Origin of the sequence: Microbulbifer sp. YPW16, from assembly GCF_021290385.1 — a bacterium.
In the GTDB taxonomy this organism is placed as follows: domain Bacteria; phylum Pseudomonadota; class Gammaproteobacteria; order Pseudomonadales; family Cellvibrionaceae; genus Microbulbifer; species Microbulbifer zhoushanensis.
In genome coordinates, this window is the sequence record NZ_CP089928.1 from 3,779,733 (window position 1) to 3,800,326 (window position 20,594).

The 20,594-nt window shown below is 62.2% G+C and carries 13 protein-coding genes, 1 pseudogene and 1 riboswitch; of the genes and pseudogenes, 8 read left to right on the plus strand and 6 right to left on the minus strand.

The genetic code is table 11. The annotated features are described in order from the left end of the window. Positions 1-91: 91 nt before the first annotated feature. The 4 genes from kbl to LVE68_RS16395 form a co-directional block, all read right to left on the minus strand. Positions 92-1,291, minus strand: a complete 1,200-nt coding sequence (gene kbl, locus LVE68_RS16380; protein WP_232941515.1) for a glycine C-acetyltransferase — start codon at positions 1,289-1,291, stop codon at positions 92-94. 51 nt (positions 1,292-1,342) lie between these two features. Continuing rightward, positions 1,343-1,558: a hypothetical protein gene (locus LVE68_RS16385; protein ID WP_232941516.1), complete on the minus strand. Its 216-nt coding sequence runs from the start codon at positions 1,556-1,558 to the stop codon at positions 1,343-1,345. Between the two features lie 55 nt (positions 1,559-1,613). Further along, positions 1,614-1,755, minus strand: a riboswitch (SAM-I-IV-variant riboswitch). Between the two features lie 66 nt (positions 1,756-1,821). After that, positions 1,822-3,231, minus strand: a complete 1,410-nt coding sequence (locus LVE68_RS16390; protein ID WP_232941517.1) for an aldehyde dehydrogenase family protein — start codon at positions 3,229-3,231, stop codon at positions 1,822-1,824. A gap of 85 nt (positions 3,232-3,316) precedes the next feature. Then, positions 3,317-4,921 carry a 5-guanidino-2-oxopentanoate decarboxylase gene (locus tag LVE68_RS16395; RefSeq protein WP_232941518.1) on the minus strand — a complete coding sequence of 535 codons (1,605 nt, stop codon included), beginning with the start codon at positions 4,919-4,921 and terminating at the stop codon, positions 3,317-3,319. A 365-nt stretch (positions 4,922-5,286) separates the two neighbouring features. On the opposite strand from LVE68_RS16395, the gene pdxH reads away from it, so the two are divergent. The 6 genes from pdxH (at position 5,287) to LVE68_RS16425 (ending at position 13,167) form a co-directional block, all read left to right on the plus strand. Beyond that, on the plus strand, positions 5,287-5,922 hold the full coding sequence (gene pdxH / locus LVE68_RS16400; protein ID WP_232941519.1) for a pyridoxamine 5'-phosphate oxidase: 636 nt from the start codon (positions 5,287-5,289) through the stop codon (positions 5,920-5,922). A gap of 65 nt (positions 5,923-5,987) precedes the next feature. Further along, positions 5,988-6,206: a cupin domain-containing protein gene (locus LVE68_RS16405; protein WP_232941520.1), complete on the plus strand. Its 219-nt coding sequence runs from the start codon at positions 5,988-5,990 to the stop codon at positions 6,204-6,206. Positions 6,207-6,384: 178 nt separating this feature from the next. Continuing rightward, positions 6,385-8,076, plus strand: a complete 1,692-nt coding sequence (locus LVE68_RS16410) for an Hsp70 family protein (protein WP_232941521.1) — start codon at positions 6,385-6,387, stop codon at positions 8,074-8,076. Then, positions 8,076-9,383 (plus strand): RDD family protein, encoded by a 1,308-nt coding sequence (locus tag LVE68_RS16415; RefSeq protein WP_232941522.1) that lies wholly within the window; start codon positions 8,076-8,078, stop codon positions 9,381-9,383. The genes LVE68_RS16410 and LVE68_RS16415 overlap by 1 nt, the downstream gene beginning before the upstream one ends. Positions 9,384-9,817: 434 nt before the next feature. After that, positions 9,818-12,070, plus strand: a complete 2,253-nt coding sequence (locus tag LVE68_RS16420; protein WP_232941523.1) for a TonB-dependent receptor — start codon at positions 9,818-9,820, stop codon at positions 12,068-12,070. Between the two features lie 119 nt (positions 12,071-12,189). Further along, complete coding sequence (locus tag LVE68_RS16425; protein ID WP_232941524.1) at positions 12,190-13,167, plus strand: NAD(P)H-quinone oxidoreductase; 978 nt, start codon at positions 12,190-12,192, stop codon at positions 13,165-13,167. 232 nt (positions 13,168-13,399) lie between these two features. On the opposite strand, the pseudogene LVE68_RS16430 reads toward LVE68_RS16425, so the two are convergent. Both LVE68_RS16430 and xseA read right to left on the minus strand, forming a co-directional pair. Further along, a pseudogene (locus LVE68_RS16430) lies at positions 13,400-15,427 on the minus strand (transporter substrate-binding domain-containing protein); the annotation flags it as partial. Between the two features lie 321 nt (positions 15,428-15,748). Then, positions 15,749-17,110: an exodeoxyribonuclease VII large subunit gene (xseA, locus tag LVE68_RS16435; protein WP_232941525.1), complete on the minus strand. Its 1,362-nt coding sequence runs from the start codon at positions 17,108-17,110 to the stop codon at positions 15,749-15,751. A 159-nt stretch (positions 17,111-17,269) separates the two neighbouring features. Here xseA and guaB point away from each other — a divergent pair, with 159 nt between their 5' ends. After that, complete coding sequence (gene guaB / locus LVE68_RS16440; protein ID WP_232941526.1) at positions 17,270-18,757, plus strand: IMP dehydrogenase; 1,488 nt, start codon at positions 17,270-17,272, stop codon at positions 18,755-18,757. A 108-nt stretch (positions 18,758-18,865) separates the two neighbouring features. Next, positions 18,866-20,443: a glutamine-hydrolyzing GMP synthase gene (gene guaA / locus LVE68_RS16445; protein ID WP_232941527.1), complete on the plus strand. Its 1,578-nt coding sequence runs from the start codon at positions 18,866-18,868 to the stop codon at positions 20,441-20,443. Positions 20,444-20,594 lie beyond the last annotated feature (151 nt).

Genomic DNA, 20,594 nt, shown 5'->3' on the forward strand with positions numbered 1-20,594 from the left:
TGCATGGACGGCGGCCATGGGCCGCTCCAGCATCGGGTGCAGCAGGTCAGTGCACCGCAGGAGCGGCCCATGGCCGCGATCGTAAACAGTTTTAAATGATATTGAGTTCGCGGCCCACTTCCACGAAGGCATCGATGCAGCGGTCGAGCTGCTCGCGCGTGTGGGCGGCGGACATCTGGGTGCGGATCCGGGCCTGGCCCTTGGGCACGACCGGGTAGAAGAAGCCGATCACATAGATACCGCGTTCCAGCATCTTGTCCGCCATCTGCTGGGCCAGGGCGGCATCGCCGATCATCACCGGGATGATCGGGTGGTCGGCGCCAGCCAGGGTAAAGCCGGCTGCGGTCATGCGCTCGCGGAAGTAGGCGGAGTTTTCACGCAGTTTTTCCCGCAGCTCGCCGCCCTCCATCAGCATGTCCAGTACTTTCAGGGACGCGGTCACGATGGACGGCGCTACCGAGTTGGAGAACAGGTAGGGGCGCGAGCGCTGGCGCAGGATGTCGATGACTTCCTTGCGCCCGGAGGTAAAGCCGCCGGAGGCGCCGCCGAGGGCCTTGCCCAGGGTGCCGGTGATGATATCCACCCGGTCGATCACGTCGCAGTACTCGTGGGTGCCGCGCCCGTGCTCGCCGAGGAAGCCCACCGCGTGGGAGTCATCCACCATTACCAGCGCGTTGTATTTGTCTGCCAGGTCGCACAAGGCCTTCAGGTCGGCGATTACGCCGTCCATGGAGAAGACACCGTCGGTGGCGATCAGCTTGGTGCGTGCGCCGGCCGCATCGGCCTCTTTCAGCTTTGATTCCAGGTCCGCCATGTCGTTGTTGGCATAGCGGTAGCGCATGGCCTTGCACAGGCGCACGCCGTCGATGATGGAGGCATGGTTCAGGGCGTCCGAGATGATTGCATCCTCGGGCCCCAGTAGTGTCTCGAACAGGCCGCCGTTGGCGTCGAAGCAGGAGGTATAGAGGATGGTGTCCTCGGTGCGCAGGAATTCGGACAGGCGCGATTCGAGCGCCTTGTGGATGTCCTGGGTGCCACAGATAAAGCGCACCGATGCCACGCCGAAGCCATACTGGTCCAGGCCCTCTTTGGCGGCCTCGATCAGGTCCGGGTGGTTGGCCAGGCCCAGGTAGTTGTTGGCGCAGAAGTTGAGTACCTCGGCCTCGTTGTTCACCTGGATCTGCGCCGCCTGCTGCGAGGTGATGATGCGCTCGCGCTTGTACAGGCCGTCCGCCTCGATCTGCTTGAGCTCGTCACGCAGGTGCTGGAAGAATTGCTCTGGCTTGGACATGGTGTTCTTGTTAGCTCCTCAAACTGGCGCTTTTGGCGCTTAGTCTAGCTGTTAACCGGCCAGTTCGCAGGCCTTGTGGGCCGTGACAGGGGCGCTGCTGGCGCGGCAATGGGTGGCGAATTGTAGTGCCTCTTCCGCGGTGTCGAACAGTAGTTGCCACAGCAGCTGGCGGTCGGCCCGTCGCAGGGCGCGTACAGCGGTGCGGTTGCGCTGGTTGGCAATCTCGATCTCGATGACTTCAGTGCTGTTGTGCGGTAACTCGGACATGGTCCCTCCATAAAAATACTGGAGGGCTGACGTGGAAGCGGCGAAATCGGGTTCGCGTCTCCGGTTGGATTGCTCTTCAGAGCCCCATCTCTCTCGCATGCTCACTGTCACGGGTGACAGTTTCAGTGCGGTGAGAAAACCACCTTGCCCCGGTCGGCAGGTTGGCGTTGGCGTCAGCCACTCTCTTGATGTCGGGAGCAAAGATAGCGGGGCGGGAATAACCAGTCAACAGCCCGGCCCCCGGGCAGGGGCCGGGCAGAGCTTTATGCGGGTAACTGCACGGATTTCAGTTCGATAAACTCATCCAGCCCGGCGTCGCCGAATTCGCGCCCGTTACCGGAACGCTTGTAGCCGCCGAAGGGCGCGTCGTAGTTGAACTCGCCCCCGTTGACGAAGCACAGGCCGGCCTCGATGCGGCGCACTACCGGCAGCGCGCTTTCCGCGTCCCTGGCCCAGACACCGCTGGACAGGCCGTACTCGGAATCGTTGGCAATGGCGATGGCTTCGTCTATATCCCGGTAGGGGATCAGGCAGGTTACCGGACCGAAGATTTCCTCCCGGGCGATGGCCATGTCATTGGTTACATCGGCGAATACCGTGGGCTTGACGTAAAAGCCCCGTTCGAATCCTTCCGGCTGCTCGGCACCGCCAGCCACCAGCCGCGCACCCTCGGCCACGCCTTTCTCGATATAGCCACGCACGATCTCCCGCTGGCGGGAGGAGGACAGCGGGCCCATAAAGTTCTCCGGACCGGTGCCCAGGGAGGTTTCCTCAGCTACCTGTTTCGCGATCTCCACCGCCTCCTCGTAGCGGTCGGCGGGCACCAGCATGCGGGTCAGGGCGGTGCAGGTCTGGCCGGTGTTGATAAACACATCCTCACAGCCCCAGCGCACCGCGGTTTCCAGGTCCGCATCCGGGGTGATGATCAGTGGGCTCTTGCCGCCCAGTTCCTGGGTCACGCGTTTGACGGTGGGGGCTGCTGCCTTCGCCACCTCGATGCCGGCACGGGTGGAACCGGTGAACGACACCATGTCGACATCCGGGTGGGCCGATAGCGCAGCGCCAACCACCGGGCCGGCACCCGGCAGCAAGTTGAAGACGCCGGCGGGCAGGCCCACGGAGTCGATGATTTCCGCCATCACGTAGTCCTGCAGCGGGGTCATCTCCGAGGGCTTGGTGATCATGGTGCATCCGGCGGCCAGGGCCGGGGCCACCTTGCCCACAAACTGGTGCAGTGGGTAGTTCCACGGGGTAATAAAACCGCATACGCCGATCGGCTCGCGCAGCACCAGGGAGTGGGCCGCCTTCTCGGTCTTTTCCATTAGCGCGGTGCGCTCGGCGTAATAGCGCATGGAGTAAATCGGGCCCTCGACGTGCAGCCATTCACTGATATGGGGCGGGCACCCGAGCGCCAGCGATACCGCCTGCACCAGGTCGTCCTTGCGTGCTTCCATGGCATCGGCGATCGCGTTGAGGTAATCGCGGCGCTCGGCGGCGCTGGTATTGCGCCAGGTCTTGAATGCCTCGCGCGCTGCGGCCACGGCGATATCGACGTCCTCGGTGGTACCCTGTACCACCTTGCAGATTTCCTCCTCGGTGGCCGGGTTGATCACCGGGTGCAGGTCGCCACCGCGGGAGGCCTGCCACTGGCCGTTGAGATACAGTTTGTCCATATGCATTTTGCTGAAATCGATCATGATTGAATGTCTCTGCAATCGCTTGTCCGCACTCTCTGCGGTTTTGCTTGAATAGCCGCACTCAGGGCGCGGTGATTTCGATCAGTGTGGGTGTATTGCGCTTGAGTGCCTGCGTTATTGCCTCTCCCAGCTGCCGGGGCTGCTCGATCCGGCAACCTTCAGCACCGAAGGATTTTGCCAGGGCGACGAAGTCCGGGGTAACCAGGTTGACGCCTTCCTGCGGTACTTTTGCCGCGTCCATGAAGTCGCGGATCTCGCCATAGCCGGAATTGTTCCAGACCAGGATCGGCAGGGGCAACCGCTGCTCGACGGCTACCGCGAGTTCGCCCAGGGTAAACATCAGGCCGCCGTCGCCGATCAGTGCAACCACGTCCCGGTCGCCGCCCAGGCGGGCGCCGATGGCCGCGGGCAGGGCGAAACCCAGGGTGCCGTAACCGGTAGTGCAGGTGATATGGCTGCGGGCGCTGTAGAGCGGCAGGGCATGGTTGGTGTTGTAGGCCAGCTGGGTGGAGTCGGTCACCAGCACACCGTCTTCCGGCAGCGCTGCACGCAGGGCCTCTACCCAGGTAAAGCGCTCCTCGGAACCGGGCCACCACTCATCGCGACAGGCCGCCAGCAGTTGGGCGACTTCCTGTTCCGCAGCCGCGCGGCGGTCCTGCTGGCCCTCCGGCAGGTGGTCAGAAAGCAGGCCCAGGGTGGCATCGGCATCGGCGCAGATGGCCAGGTCCGGGGTGGCGTTGCATACCAGCTGGGCCGGGTCGATATCCACGCGAATCAGTTTGCCCCGGAAGTCATAGTCTTCCCGGACCAGGTTGCGGTCGGTCTCCGCCAGTTCGGTGCCCACGGCGAGGACGACATCGGCATTCTCCACCCGCTCGCGTACACAGTTGAAGCTCAGGTTGGCGCCGCCACAGAGAGGATGGCGTTCGTCGACGATGCCCTTGGCGGCGAGCGACAGGAAAACCGGCGCCGCCAGCTGTTCCGCCAGCCGCGTGGCGCTGTCGGTGCACGCCTGGGCGCCACCGCCCAGCAGGATTACCGGGCGCTCGGCCCCGGCCAGGAGATCTGCGGCACTCGCCAGGGCATCTGGACCCGGTGCCGGTGCAGTGGCCGACGGGCAGGCGCGGTAATCCTCCAGGCTGCCGGCCATGGGCGCCGGGAACAGGTCGATGGGAATTTCGATATGCACCGGTCCGGGCCGGCTGGAAGACATCACCTGGAACGCGCGGGCAATGACCTCGGGGAGTTGGCCGGCGTCGGTAAGCGAGTGCTGCCAGATGCAGTAGCCCCGGCTCACATCGCTCTGGCGCGGCAGCTCGTGCAGCCGCCCGCGGCCCATGCCCAGGTCCTCGCGGCGGTTGACCGCGGAAATCACCAGCATGGGGATGGAATCGGAATAGGCTTGCGCCATCGCCGTGGCGGCATTGGTGAGGCCGGGCCCGGTGATCAGGAAGCAGACGCCGGGCCTGCCGGTGGCACGGGCGTAGCCGTCCGCCATAAAGGCGGCGCCCTGCTCGTGGCGCGGGGTCACGTGTTGCAGGTCACTGCCCGGCAGCCCCCGGTACAATTCGATGGTGTGGACACCGGGGATACCGAAGACTTTTTCTACCTGGTATTGACGCAGCAGGCGCATGAGCACCTGGGCACAGGTTGGCGCGGAGGACATATCTGCTCGATTCCTTATTGGTGATTGGTATATGAAGTGGCAAGCAGACTAGCGGCCCCCACCGGGGGGCGCAAGCGCCCGCAGACTCTGCACAAAGCGGGAGAAAATCACCGGATAATTGGGCTTTGCGCCCCGGCGCGAGAAGGAAAATCGCGCAATCGGGAGCAGCCGGGAAAAGGTGGCGCAGACGTTATAGACTAGCAGGGGAACCGCTGGGCAAGTTCACAGCCACTTTGCAGGCCCTGGAGCGTGCAGATCTGCGGAGCAGTGCGCAATGAATGGCGAGGTCCGTTGCAAGTGCTGCAACGCCGGGGCTTGTTCGGGGGTTCCCTACTTGAAGCACACCGGGAAAGGAAGAAAACTGGATGGAAATTGATCAGTGGCGTCGGGAGTATGTCAGTGGCGGCCTGAGCCGTGGGGATCTGCGGGAAACACCGATAGAGCAGTTCGATAAATGGTTGCAGGAGCTGAGCCCGGCGGGTCTCAAGGATCCCAGCTCCATGAGCCTGGCGACGGTGGATGCCAGCGGCCGGCCATCGCAGCGCATCGTATTGCTGAAGGGTTACGGGGAGCACGGCTTTACCTTCTTTACCAACCTGCAGAGCCACAAGGCAAAGGATATCGCCGCCAATCCCCAGGTGTGCCTGCTGTTTCCCTGGCACGCCCTGGATCGCCAGGTGATTGTTTACGGTCGCGCCGAGCAACTGGGCCGGCCCGAGGCCGAGGCCTATTTCAATACCCGCCCGCGGGACAGCCAACTGGCAGCCTGGGCCTCCCACCAGAGTGAACCGGTAGAGTCCCGCGACAAGCTGGAGAACGCGTTCCTGGAGGCCAGGGAGCGTTACCCGGAAGAGGTGCCGTTGCCGGACTACTGGGGCGGTTACCGGGTGGTGCCGGATACCGTGGAATTCTGGCAGGGCCGGGCCAGTCGCCTGCACGATCGCTTTGTCTATCGCCTGCAGGATGATGGCAGCTGGCAGGTGGAGCGGTTGTCACCGTGAACGGCGAGCCGCCTGATGTAGGCGCGCTGCGCGATGATTGGGCGCGGCGCGGATACTCCTTTGACTTGTGGACGGATCCTCCCGGGCAGCGCTGGGAGGATTTTGTCCACGATGTCGACGAATTACTGGTGCTGGCGGAAGGTCAACTGGAAGTGGAAACCGGCGGGCGCACCTGGCAGCCCGCGATCGGCGAGGAAATCCATATCCCCGCCGGTGCCAGCCATTCAGTGCGCAATATTGGGGATACCACCGCCAGGTGGTATTACGGCTACAGGAATAGCTGATACGTCCCGCCCGCCTCTCGCGCTGTCTCTCTCCGGCCCCCTCCTCTCCGGTTGTTGCCGTCCCGGTGGCGACCAGTGACGCGATAATATACGCTTTAGCCCCTGTGCCCGCCCGTGAACCAGGTTGGCGCGGACGATGGACTGAACAAGCGAAAGAATAAAAACGGAAGATTTATCTATGGCGGTAATCGGTATTGACCTGGGCACCACCAACAGCGCCTGCGGCATCCTTACGGACGATGGCGTGACACTGATTCCCAACCGCCTGGGTGATCTGTTGACGCCCTCGGTGGTGGGTTTTGATGATTCCGGTGAGCTGGTGGTGGGCAGGACAGCGAGGGAGCGCCTGATCAACCATAGCGACCGAACCGTTGCCGCCTTCAAGCGGTTGATGGGCACGGATCACAAGGTCAAGCTGGACCGGCAACTGTTCAGTGCCACCGAACTTTCCGCCGTGGTGTTGCGGGCCCTGAAAGAGGATGCCGAGGCTTACCTGGGTGAGCCTGTCACCGAGGCGGTCATCAGTGTGCCGGCCTACTTTAATGACAACCAGCGCCACGCCACCAAGCAGGCCGGCGAGCTCGCCGGGCTCAAGGTGGAACGACTGATCAATGAGCCCACGGCGGCGGCCATTGCCTACGGCCTGCACGATCGGCGGGAGGGGAATTTCCTGATCCTCGACATGGGTGGCGGTACCTTCGATGTTTCCATCCTGGAGTTCTTCGACGGCATTATGGAAGTGCATGCCAGTGCCGGTGACAATTTCCTCGGTGGTGAGGATTTTGTCGAGGCGATGATCGAGAACGTGCTCACGGAGCAGGGGATCGACCGACAGGCCCTGACGGCCCGGCAGCTGCAGAGCCTGTATATGCAGATGGAAACGGCCAAGCGCCGTATCAGCCAGAAGCCGGAGCAGGTGCTGGAGCTGGAACTCGGCAAGGGCAAGCTGGAATGGGTTGTTACCGCTGAGTGGTTCGAGAAACTGAGCGCGCCGTTGCTGTTGCGCTCCAAGCGCCCGATCGAGCGCGCCATGCGCGATGCCAACCTGCCGCCCCAGAAAATCGACGAGGTGGTGCTGGTGGGTGGCTCCACCCGCATGGCCCAGTTCCGCTCCCTGGTGGGCAGGATGTTCGGGCGACTGCCCTCCTGCCACCTGGATCCCGACACGGTCGTGGCGATGGGGGCGGCAATCCAGGCCGGGCTCAAGTCCCGCAGCGCGGCCCTCGAGGATATCGTGCTTACCGATGTATGCCCGTATACGCTGGGCACGGGGGTGCTTAACGAGGACAGCCCGGACCAGGGCGATTATTTCATGCCGATTATCGACCGCAACACGGTGGTGCCCACCAGCGTGGTGCGACGCGTGTGGACGGCCCATGACAACCAGGCCCAGGTAAATGTGAAGGTTTACCAGGGGGAAAACCGCCTGGTGAACAAAAATGTCTACCTGGGTGAAATGCAGATTCCGGTACCCAGGGCCAGCAAGGGCGAGGAGTCCGTGGATATCCGCTACAGCTACGATATGAACGGGTTGCTGGAGGTGGATATCACCGTCACCTCCACCGGCAAGACACACAATAAACTGATCGAGTTTGCCCCCGGCGCCCTGTCCGAAGACGAAATCCAGCGTTCCCGGCAAAAGCTGGCCGGGCTGAAGTTCCATCCCCGGGAGGACGAGGAGAACCGCGCCCTGATTGCCCGCGGCGAGCGCCTCTATGAGTCCAGCCTGGGTGAAAAGCGCGAGCACTTGGCGCGGGTACTGGGGGAATTTGACCGGGTGCTGGACTCCCAGAACCCGGCGGAAATCCGTAAGGCCCAGTTGCAGTTGCGGGAGGTGCTTGATCGCCTGGACGGCGAGGACTGGATCTGATGAATCCCTGGCAGCTACTGGAAATTGCGCCTACCGGGGAAACCCGCACGATCAAGCGCGCCTATGCCAAAAAGCTCAAGCAAACCCGCCCGGACGAAAAACCCCACGAGTTCCAGCGGCTGCACGCAGCCTACAAGCAGGCACTGAGACTTGCCGCCGAACAAAGCCAGACTGATGCCTCTGACGGCAGCGGCCCTGGCGAAGTGGCTGCGGAAATGCAGCCTGAAGTTTCCGCTCCACTGGAGCCGCTGGCCGAGTCGACTGGTTCCGGAATAAATTCCGCTCCGGTGCCGGCCGCTGCCGAGCCAGGGAATCACGCTGGGACAGAACAGCAGGCATCGCATCAGCAGCCTGAATCGGCATCAGCTCAGGAAGAACCGGTTCCTGCGGCAGGATTGTCGCCATCCGTTGACGAACAGGAAGCGGAACAGCGGCGCAATGCCCGTATCGATGAATTTCACCGGGTGCTCGCGCAGGTTGACGCGGTACTGGCCGATCCCGCGCGCATCAACGCCAGGGCCAGCTGGCAGTTCCTGGCCGACAGCCCGTTTATCCTGGAAGAGGAATATAACTGGAACCTGGGCCTGGGGGTTTTCCAGCGTGTTGCCCGGTACTCGGTGGCCGTTGCCGGCTCGCAGCAGTGGTATACGGACAAACCCGAAATCGCCAGCGGGGTACTCCGGTATTGCGATTCCCTGTTCGCCTGGTCCGAGGATCCCGCCGGCCTGCAGGAACAGTTTGATGCCGAATTGTTGAACGCGGTACTGCCCCGGCTCGATGGGGAAGAGACCGTGGCCGGTGATCCCCAGCGGGGATTGCGGGGCGGGCGCAAGCTGGTGCTGGAGTGGGCGACCCCGGAGGAGGAACGCTTCCCCGAATATTATTTTGGCAGCCTGCTCGCGCGGGCTTTTGCTGTATTGCTGGATGTTTTCCTGGTCTATGTTGCGCTAGGCATTATTACTTCTGCCGTCCTGATCAAGAATGGTGCCAGCGAAGGGGAGGCCAGCAGCGTGGCGTTGCTGGTTTCGGTCGCGGGTTACCTGGTGCTGGCCTGGCTGGCCGAAAGTTCCCGCTGGCAGGCTACACCCGGCAAGTTTCTGCTGGGCTATCGCGTCACCAACCGGCAGTTCCGGCGTATGGGCTATGGCCACGGGCTCTGGCGGGTCCTGAGCTTCTCCCTGACTGTGCCCCTGTACTGGCTCGCCTGGCTGGTGAACTGCTTCCTGAACGGCAATCTCCTGCACGACCGCCTCAGCCGCAGTTATGTAATCAACTGGCGCAAAAGCCGGGAGGAAGCCGGCGGATAACCGGCCGATTACCACCTACCAGTCAAAGGTGAACTGGCTCGTTAAGAGGGTTGACCGGTTGGTCCGGTCAGGGCCCGTAACGGCTCCACTTGTGCACCAAGAGCGCCCAGAAACCCCGCTCATCATAGCTCTCGCAAATAGGCGTTATTCACCATCCTGATGCCCGATTGGCCCGTTGCAGCCGGGCAAGCTCCCATTCCATGCAGACAGGACTTATTGCGTTAAATCGCCGTGATTTCTGGACAAAATTGCTTTCTCATCCGAATGACTGGTTGTAAGCTTTTGTCATCGTACGTTGTTGTCCTGGCGTGCGGTTAAAACAATATGCGGTCACTGGTCGAGTTCTCCGAACAATAAAAATAAAGGAGGCATGCAGTACGGTCGCAGTGCATCCGTTGTGGCGATAAAAATAAGTATTGCAATGGAGAGAGAAAATGGGACGTCAGTTCAATTCGAGGAATGTATCCGCACTCGTTAGCGCATGCTCGGTAGCCACCCTGTGGTTTGCCAGCGGTATGTCCGCGCACGCTGCGGAGGGTGCAGTAGGCACCATCATGGAAGAGGTCCAGGTCACTGCCCGCAAGCGTGCCGAGGCCGAGCGCCTGCAGGAAGTGCCGGTGGCTGCGACAGCCTATTCCGGCGACCAGCTGGAGGCCTTGCAGACCAAGGACCTGCAGAGCCTGTCTTTTAAAATGCCCAACGTCCAGCTGGATGATGTGGGCACGGTCAAGAATACTGCCAACTTCACGGTGCGCGGGCTGGGTGTCAACAGCTCGATTCCCTCCATCGATCCCACGGTCGGTGTCTTTGTCGACGGGATGTACATGGGGGTGAACGCGGGCGTCGTGACCGATATGTTTGACCTCGAGGGCATCGAGGTGCTGCGCGGTCCCCAGGGCCTGTTGTTTGGCCGCAACGTGACCGGTGGTGCGGTGGTGATCCGCACAGCTCGTCCCACCGAAGAATTTTCCAGCAAGTTCAAGTTGTCCACCACCGACAACCTGGACACCATTGCCGCAGCCACTGTGAATGGTGCAATTTCCGAGACGGTCAACGGCCGCTTTACCGCCTACTACAACAATGACCAGGGCTGGTTCGAAAATGTCTACACCGGCAATGACAGTGCCGGTGCCTCGGACAGCTGGTTTATCCGCCCGAGCTTCAGTGTCGATATTTCGGAAACTGCCGAGTTGCTGGTGCGTATGGAGCACGGCAAGATGGATTCCGACGGTGTAGTGGCGCAAAACCGGGGTGCACTGGCAACCAATTTCCCGCTCTACCCGCTGTTCGGCGTGGATGTATCCGGCTGGGACAACAGTGATGACTCCTTTGAAGTGGCGCAGAACGAGGAGGGCTTCCAGGAGGATGAGTGGAGCCATGTGATCACCGAGTTCAACCAGGATGTGGCGTTCGGTAACGGCACCATCACCAATATCCTTGCCTGGCGCGAATACGATGCCAACGGCACCGGCGATATCGACTCCCTGCCGATTACCGCCTTCCACGCCAACACCCGTGTCGACCAGAGCCAGCTGAGTAACGAACTGCGCTATGCCGGCCGTTTCGGTGCAACCTCCCTGACCACCGGCCTGTACTGGTTCAACCAGGACCTGGAGTACTACGAAAACCGACTGCTGCCCCTTTCCGGACCTCCGGGGTCCGGCGGCTTCGACTGGACCGGCGGCGGTATCCAGGACCACGAAGCCCTGGGTATCTTTGCCCAGGCGGATGTTGACCTGAACGAGTCCTGGGTCCTGACCCTTGGTGGACGCTACTCGACCGAGGACAAGGACGCGAAGATCGCAACCATTCCCGTGGATCTCTGTAGCCTCGACGGTTGTGTCGCCTACGATTTCGAGGATTCGGAAAGCTGGGATGCCTTTACCCCGAAAGTGGGCCTGCAGTGGAACCTGTCGGACGATGCGCAGATTTACAGCTTCTGGACCAAGGGATTCCGCAGCGGTGGTTACAACATGCGTAACACCGGGCCGGGGGAACTTCCGGGGCCCACGGACCAGGAAGAGCAGACCAGCTTCGAAATCGGCGGCAAGGCCGAGTGGTTCGATGGTCGCCTGCGCACCAATATGGCCCTGTTCCACAACACCATCGATGAGATGCAACGGGAAGAAAACCTGAGCAACCCGGTCGTGGGTGTGGTGCAGATTATCCGCAATACTGCTGATGCCACCATTCGCGGTGCGGAACTGGAGGCGATGGCGGCGGCGACTGATACGCTGCTGTTTACCTTCAATGTCGGTTACGTGGATGGTGATTACGACAGTGTCCGCGGCGATATCAGTGGTGACGGCCAGGTGAACAATGTGGACCTGGGGCTGGATATTCCGCGCCTGGCACCCTGGACCTACGGTATTGGCCTGGTCCACGACCTGGACCTGGGGGCTGCCGGCACGCTGACCTCGCGAGTCAACTTCAACCACCGCGATGAAGCGCCCTACACCGACAATAACCTGGGCATGCTGTCGGCTGCGGATATGCTGGACTTCAGCTTCGGCTACACCCCGGATAGCGGTAACTACCGCCTGGCATTCTTCGGCAAGAATATGCTCGACGAGGTCACCGAGGGTAACAATACCCAGCTGCCCATCAACCTGGGCGGCCCGGGTGCCAGCTTTACCCCGCTGAACAAGGGCCGTGTGATGGGCGTGGAGTTGACCTACGACCTGTAACTTCACCCATCCGCCCCGGATGGCATAAACTGAAAGCCCGGCACCTTGCCGGGCTTTTTTATCGGTGCAATGTTGTTACCGTCATTTCCACCAGAAACATACGGAAAACAGAGGTTCTGATGCGCTATATCGATCTGCCCGAAACCGGTGATCCCGAAGTGATGCAGCTGGCGCAAGGGGAGCGGCCGGAAGCCGGCGCGGGCGAGGTGTTGATCCGGGTGGTGGCAGCGGGCGTCAACCGGCCCGATGTGGCGCAACGCCAGGGGCTCTACCCACCCCCGCCCGGCGCCTCGCCGGTCCTGGGCCTGGAGGTGGCGGGTGAAGTGGTGGCTGTGGGCAGTGGTGTGTCGCGCTGGCAGCCGGGTGACCGGGTCTGTGCACTCACCAACGGTGGCGGGTATGCTGAATACGCAGTGGCTCCGGCGGGGCAGTGCCTGCCGGTGCCAGAGTCGTTGTCGATGACCGAGGCGGCAGCGTTGCCCGAGACTTTTTTTACCGTCTGGAGCAATGTGTTTGACCGCGGCGGCCTGCAGGCCGGCGAGGTACTGCTGGTGCATGGGGGTTCATCGGGCATAGGTACCACCGCCATCCAGCTTGCCAGCAACCTGGGCGCGCGCGTCTTTGCCACCGCCGGCTCGGCGGAAAAATGCAACGTCTGTGAAAAACTCGGTGCCGAGCGGTGTATCAATTACCGCGAGGAAGATTTTGTAGAGGTCGTCCGCGAACTCACCGATGACTACGGCGCTGATGTGATCCTCGATATGGTGGGCGGGGACTATGTAAACCGCAATATTCGCCTGGCAGCGCCCGACGGCCGTATTGTCAATATCGCCTTCCTGCAGGGCGCCGAAGTGAAGCTCAACCTGTGGCCGGTGGCGGCAAAGCGCCTGGTCCTCACCGGCTCCACCCTGCGGCCCCGTTCAGCGGAAACGAAGGCTGCCATTGCCCGTGCCCTGGAAAAAACGGTATGGCCGCTGATCCATGCGGGCAAGGTGCGCCCAGTGGTTGAGGCAACTTTCGCATTGGAGGATGCGGCCCGGGCACACAACCTGATGGAGTCGAGCAAGCATATCGGCAAAATTGTGCTGGAGCTGTAAATGACGGCGCGGTTGCCCCGCCGGAACTGCCCCGGCTGGCGACATCGCCGGTAGCCACGCCCGTGTAGGCCTTGTAAAGCCTGCTGATTTTGCGCACATAGGCAACCGGCTCGGAGCCACGCGCATAACCGTAGCGGGCTTTCTCAAAATAGCGTGGCTCCTCCAGCTTGAGCATTGCCACTTCCACGTTGTCAAACCACTTTTCCGGATCCAGCCCCAGTTCCTCGGCCAGCTTCTGGGCGTCCAGCACATGGCCGAGGCCCGCATTGTAGGAGGCGAGGGAAAACCACAGCTTCTCATCCGTGGGCAGGGGATCCTTGAATCGGTTGCGGATCCATTCCATATATTTGACGCCGGCCTGCAGGTTGCGGTCCGGTTCAAACAGCGGCGGCGGGTAACCCATATCTTCGCCGGTGCGCGGCATCACCTGCAGCAGGCCCTGGGCCCCGACCGGGGAAACGGCCTTGGGGTTGAAGTTGCTCTCCTGCCACATCTGCGCGGTGACCAGGCGCCAGTCGAAGTCGTGATCGAGGGCGGATTTTTTTACCAGCTTGTCATAGGGTGACAGGTCCTCCCCGGGGACTACCCGGGCACTGATCTTCTGCACCAGGTTTTTATTGGGCTTGAAGTAGGCCGCAAACATTCTTTTGTATTCGTCGCTGCCACTAAATTTTTTCATAAAGCGGTTAACCTGTTTCAGCAGGTCCTTGTTGCCCTGCTTGACCATCCAGCCCTGGGGCAGGGGGTCACTGACCTGCAGGCCAATTACCAGGTTCGGGCGCAGGGCTGCCTGGATGTCGGCAATATAGGTGTCCTCGATGGTTGCATCGAACTCGCCTTCCGCGACCTTGTTCAGGATGGTGGCAAACGACATTTCCGGTGGAGCTACCTCGACCTCCACATCGATGCCGTTTTCCTGCAGGGTCCTGGCGGTCCCAATAAAGGCCGAGTAGGCACGCAGTGTCAGGGTCCGCCCGGCGAGGTCGCCGAGTGTCTTGATCGGCGGGCGACTGTTATTGCTGATGACATTCTGTGGGGTCTCCAGGAAAGGCACGCTGAACTCCACGCCCTTGGCGATACGCTCCCGGGTGATGGTTGTGGAGGCGCCGGCGATATCAGCCCGGCCATCGGCCACCCATTCCACCAGGTCCTCTTCATCGGGGACCACAACAATCTTCAGCTGCAGGTCGTGCTTGTCGGCAAAGGCCTTCGCCATTTCATAGTCGAATCCCCGCAGTACCCCTTTCCACAGGTAGTAACTGATGGGGCCGTTGTAGGTGGCGAAACGCAAAACCCGCGACTGCTTGATGGCAAACCAGTGGGAGGTACGCTCCGGGATCTCGGTGACCAGCGTACGAGTCAGGAAATTGTTGACCCGGGTTTTCAGGCGCTTGGCGTCCTTGCGCATGGCCCAGGCGATATCCTCTGGCTCGCCGACGGATGCGCCGATCTTCAGGTCATCGCGGTACTGCAGTGTATCCTCGGCAATGGTCCTGTGCAGGATGGTCACCGCGTTGTCGACCTTGCTGACCATATCAAACAGCGTATCCCGCTCGTCGTTCAGGTAAACCTCCCGCACATGGAGATTGGCATCCGGATGTTCCTCCGCCAGCTGGTAAGCCCGGTCGGCGTAGGTGCTGCCCGCGAGGACTATCAGTTCCGCCCCGCGCAGGTTTTTGATGTCGCTGATATCCGGCCCGTTGACACCGCTTACCAGGACGTCAGAGGCTTGCGCCAGAGGTTGGGTAAAACTGACGATTTCCCTTCTGGCCTCGTTGTCAGTGAAATTATCGACGGCCAGGTCGGCCCGGCCATCACTGACCATCTCCATGGCCTGCTGGGGGGTCTCCGCAATAAGCCAGCGGGCCTGCAGTTTCATTCGCTCGGCCAGCTGGTTGGCGAGCTGGCGGTGGGTCTGGGTGACAATGGCCTTGCGGGGCAGGTAGCTCTGGTTGTCCCCGGTGAGGCTGACAAAACGGATAATGCCGCGCTTCCTCAGCGCCTGCAGGTCGCCGGTTTCAATGTACTCCGGCTGGTTGACTCGCTCGGCTTCCCGGGTTTCCTTTTTTTGTTTCGGTGCGGCCCCGCTGTCGGCCGGTGCCAGCCCGGGTCTCTCGCTGATGGGGGCCGCCCGGTCGCTCCTGGCGGGGGACTCCTGGCGCTCCTCGCAAGCGGTGAGGACCACGCATGCGAACAGGGCGGCCAGGAGAATGGCCCAGTAACGCAACGAGCACTGTGATTTAGCCTTCTCAGTCACCATCGCGGACTCCGATAGACTTCACTGGCCCAAGTTTAGGGTCGTAGCCAGCACGAGACATTTTCCACTCGCTCCCTGCGATCGCGGGGCCGTTGCGTTGTCTGCTGCAGCCCGTTGCAGGCGCCCGGAAACGGCACCATCAACAGGCACTGGGCCACGGGGCCCAATGTGCCAATCGAGCCACGGCTGGGGGGTATCCATTGGCATGGTTCTGCTCCGGCAGCTTGCACTGGCGGAAATGGTAGGGTCGGCCTGGTCTCCTTCACCGCGACCGGCGGGCGCCCGGGCTCGGGCGCATGGGGGGAAATTGGGGAAGCCGGAGAGTCAGAGGATTTCGTCGACAGTGGCGGTGAATTCGCCCTCCGCCAGGCGCGTGTGTACACGCTGGCCCGGCGACAGGGTGCGGGTGCTCTTCTGCACCTGGCCCTGCTCGTCGCGCACAATGGCGTAGCCGCGTTGCAGCACGGCCAGCGGGCTGACGTTGTGCAGCAGCTGGCCGCTGTGCGCCAGTCGCTCCCCGCGCTTTTGCAGCAGGGCCTGCATGGCCTTGCGCAGTCGCTCCGCCGCCGTGTCGGTGAGCTGGCGGCGATGCTCCAGCGCACGCTCAGGGTGATAGTGTGCGAACGCCCGTGAGGCCAGCTGCAACTCACGGTGCCGGTTGTGCAGGTGCTGGCGCACTGCGCCCTGCAGGCGCAGTTCCAGGTGATCCAGTCGCTGGGCGCGATTCTGCAGTTGTTCGCGCGGGTGGCGGATGCGATTGCAGGTGGCCTCCACGCGCTGTTGCAGGTGGCGCAGCTGTATCTGCGTGGCTCGCAGCAGGCGCTGGCGGAGCGCGACCAATCCCTGCCACATCTCCACTGCATTGGCACTGGCGATCTCCGCCGCCGCAGAAGGGGTTGGGGCGCGCAGGTCGGCAACCAGGTCGGAGACGGTGGTGTCGGTCTCGTGGCCGACGGCGGAGATGACCGGGATCGGGCAGGCGGCGATGGCGCGGGCAACGATCTCCTCATTGAATGGCCACAGGTCCTCGATGGAGCCGCCGCCGCGTCCCACGATCAGCAGGTCGTGCCTGCCCGAGTGACCGGCCCGGGCAATAGCATCGGCAATCTGGCCGGCGGCCTCGCGGCCCTGCACCTGGACCGGCCACAAGCCGATCTCCGCCGCCGGGTGGCGCCGGCCGAGCACGTGGATCATGTCGCGCACGGCGGCACCGGTAGGGGAAGTGACAATGCCGATACGCCCGGGCAGGAGGGGCAGGGGTTTCTTGCGCTCCGGGGCAAACAGGCCCTCGGCCTGCAGGCGTGCCTTCAGTTCCTCCAGCTGGCGCATCAGGGCACCCAGTCCGGCCTCCTCCATATGCTCAACGACCAGCTGGTACTCGCCGCGGCCCTCGTAGAGGCCGACCCGCACCCGCAGCAGGACCTCGCGCCCGTTTTCCGGCCGGAAGCGCACCGCCCGGTTGCGACCGCGGAACATGGCGCAGCGCACCTGGGCGCGGGCATCCTTGAGGGTGAAGTACCAGTGCCCGGAGCTCGGGGCGGCGAAATTGGAGATCTCACCACTGACCCACAGCAGCGGTATGCTGCTCTCCAGCAGGTGTTTTACCTCCCGGTTGAGGTCGCTGACTGTCAGGACACTGCGGTTGGGGCGGTTGCCGGATGGGGTGGGGGGGTTGCCTGTGAGCATGAAAATCTCGCCAAAGTCCTCGGGGCGGGCCAATATTGCAGTAAGCTGGTGACAGGTAAAGGTATTTGCCAAAAAAAGCAAATTGTCTTTTGACGTGAGCGATCTTGCCGCTATAATCGCGCCGATACCCAATCCCGCTATCTCGAGGTTTGAGTGTCCATGTCTGATTCTGGTCTGCGCATCGCGCGCGAAGCTCTCACTTTTGACGACGTCCTACTTGTGCCCGGCTATTCCGAGGTCACTGCCAAGGACGTTTCTCTTAAGACCAAACTGTCCCGCAATATCTCCCTGAACATCCCGCTGGTCTCCGCGGCGATGGATACGGTCACGGAATCGCGCCTGGCGATTGCCCTGGCCCAGGAAGGGGGCATTGGTATCATCCATAAAAGTATGTCCATCGAGGACCAGGCGCTGGCAGTGCGCGCGGTCAAGAAGTTCGAGGCCGGCGTGGTCAAGGACCCGATCACTATCGAGTCCAGTGCCACCGTGCGCGAGCTGATCGCGCTGACCACCCACCACAACATCTCCGGCGTGCCGGTGATGGAGAAGGGCAACCTGGTGGGCATTGTCACCAGTCGGGACGTGCGTTTCCAGACTGACCTGGATGCCACTGTCGCCAGCATCATGACCCCCAGCGAGCGCCTGGTGACCGTTCCCGAAGGCGCTGCCCCGGGCAAGGTGCAGGAGCTGCTGCACAAGCACCGCATCGAGAAGGTGCTGGTGGTCAACAACGATTTCGAGCTGCGCGGCCTGATTACCGTCAAGGATTTCAACAAGGCCGAGCAGTATCCCAACTCCTGTAAGGATGCCGATGGCCGCCTGCGTGTCGGTGCCTCAGTGGGTACCAGCCCGGATACCGACGACCGTGTCGCCGCGCTGGTGGAGGCCGGGGTGGACGTGCTGGTGGTGGATACCGCCCACGGGCATTCCCGCAACGTGATCGATCGCGTGCGCCGCATCAAGGAGATGCACCCGCAGGTGGATGTCATCGGCGGCAATATCGCCTCGGCCGAGGCCGCCAGGGCACTGGCGGAGGCCGGTGCCGATGCGGTCAAGGTGGGCATCGGCCCCGGTTCTATCTGTACCACCCGTATCGTTACCGGTATCGGCGTGCCGCAGATTACCGCCATCGCCGAGGTTGCGAAGGCGCTCGAGGGCACCGAGGTGCCGCTGATTGCCGACGGCGGTATCCGCTTCTCCGGTGATATCTCCAAGGCCATCGTTGCCGGTGCCCACTCGGTGATGATGGGCTCCATGCTGGCCGGTACCGAGGAGGCGCCCGGTGAAGTGGAACTGTTCCAGGGGCGCACCTACAAGTCCTACCGCGGCATGGGCTCCATGGGGGCCATGTCCCGCACCCAGGGTTCCTCTGACCGCTACTTCCAGGATGCCAGCAAGGGCGCCGAGAAGCTGGTGCCGGAGGGTATCGAGGGCCGGGTTCCCTACAAGGGGCCGCTGTCCGTAATCGTGCACCAGATGATGGGCGGACTGCGCTCTGCCATGGGCTATACCGGCAGTGTGGATATAGAGACCATGCGCACCCGTCCCGAATTCGTGCGGGTGACCGCGGCGGGCATGGGCGAGTCCCATGTACACGACGTGCAGATCACCAAAGAAGCGCCCAACTATCCCGTCGGTGGTCGTTAATAGCGCTTTGAATTGACCAATTATCATGTTTGATGGCGAGCGGACCCTTGGGAACAAGCGGTCCGTTCGCAGTTTCTGGGCCACCGCCCCGCAACAATCGAGTAAGCCATGTCCCAAGATATCCACGCCAGCCGAATCCTGATTCTCGACTTCGGTTCCCAGTACACCCAGCTGATCGCCCGCCGTGTGCGCGAGCTGGGCGTCTTCTCGGAAATCCGCGCCTTCGATATGACCGAGGAAGAGATCCGCGACTACAACCCGCAGGGCATCATCCTCGCCGGCGGCCCGGAATCCGTGCCGGAGGCCGGCTCGCCCCGCGCGCCGCAAGTGGTGTTCGAGCTGGGCGTGCCGGTACTGGGTATCTGTTACGGCATGCAGACCATGGCCCACCAGCTGGGCGGTGCCGTGCAGGGCAGCGATATCCGCGAATTCGGTTATGCGCAGGTGAAAGTGGAGGGCAGCTCCGCCCTGCTCGACGGCATCAAGGATCACCTCGACGGCGACGGCCACGCACTGCTGGACGTGTGGATGAGCCATGGCGACAAGGTGGTGGAGATGCCCGAGGGGTTCGAGCTGATGGCTTCCACCGGTTCCTGCCCGATTGCCGGCATGTACCACCCGGAGAAGAACTTCTTTGGTGTCCAGTTCCACCCGGAAGTGACCCATACCCTGCAGGGCATGCGGATCTATGAGCACTTCGTGATGGAGCTGTGTGGCTGCGAAAAGCTCTGGACCCCGGCCAATATCATCGAGGACTCGATTGAGAAGGTGCGTGCCCAGGTAGGCAAGGGCAAGGTGCTGCTGGGCCTCTCCGGTGGTGTCGACAGCTCGGTGGTGGCGGCACTGCTGCACAAGGCGATCGGTGACCAGCTTACCTGTGTGTTCGTGGACAACGGCCTGCTGCGCAAGCAGGAGGGCGACCAGGTAATGGAAATGTTCGCCGACAATATGGGCGTCAAAGTGATCCGCGCCGACGCCGAGGATATGTTCCTGTCGCGCCTGGCGGGCGAGGACGATCCCGAGGTGAAGCGCAAGATAATCGGCAACACCTTTATCGAAGTGTTCGACCAGGAGGCGGCCAGGCTGAAGGACGTGAATTTCCTGGCCCAGGGCACTATCTACCCGGATGTGATTGAATCCGCCGCCGCCAAGACCGGCAAGGCACACGTGATCAAGTCACACCACAATGTGGGCGGCCTGCCGGAAGAAATGAAAATGGAGCTGGTGGAGCCCCTGCGCGAGCTGTTCAAGGATGAAGTGCGCAAGATCGGCCTGGAGCTGGGCCTGCCGTACGATATGGTCTATCGCCACCCCTTCCCGGGACCGGGCCTGGGAGTGCGTATCCTCGGTGAAGTCAAAAAGGAATACGCTGAGATCCTGCGTGAAGCTGACGCCATCTTTATCGAGGAGCTGCGCAACGCGGACTGGTACCACAAGACCAGCCAGGCCTTTGTCGTGTTCCTGCCGGTCAAGTCGGTGGGAGTGGTGGGCGATGGTCGCCGCTACGAATATGTGGTGGCACTGCGCGCCGTCGAGACCATCGATTTCATGACTGCGCGCTGGGCGCACCTGCCTTACGAGCTGATCGAGAAGGTGTCCAACCGCATCATCAACGAGATCGAACATATCTCGCGGGTGGTGTACGACGTGTCCAGCAAGCCGCCCGCGACCATCGAGTGGGAATAACCCGGTCAGCCTGGACAGGGCCGGCGATCTTTCGCCGGCCTCATTATCCTCTGGTCGCGGGTGACCGCTGCCATTCTGGCCCAGCTTGCCGCCAGGTGAGGGCGGGCAGGCCGCTCGGTCTCGTTCCTGCTCCCCTCCCTTCTTCTGTAGA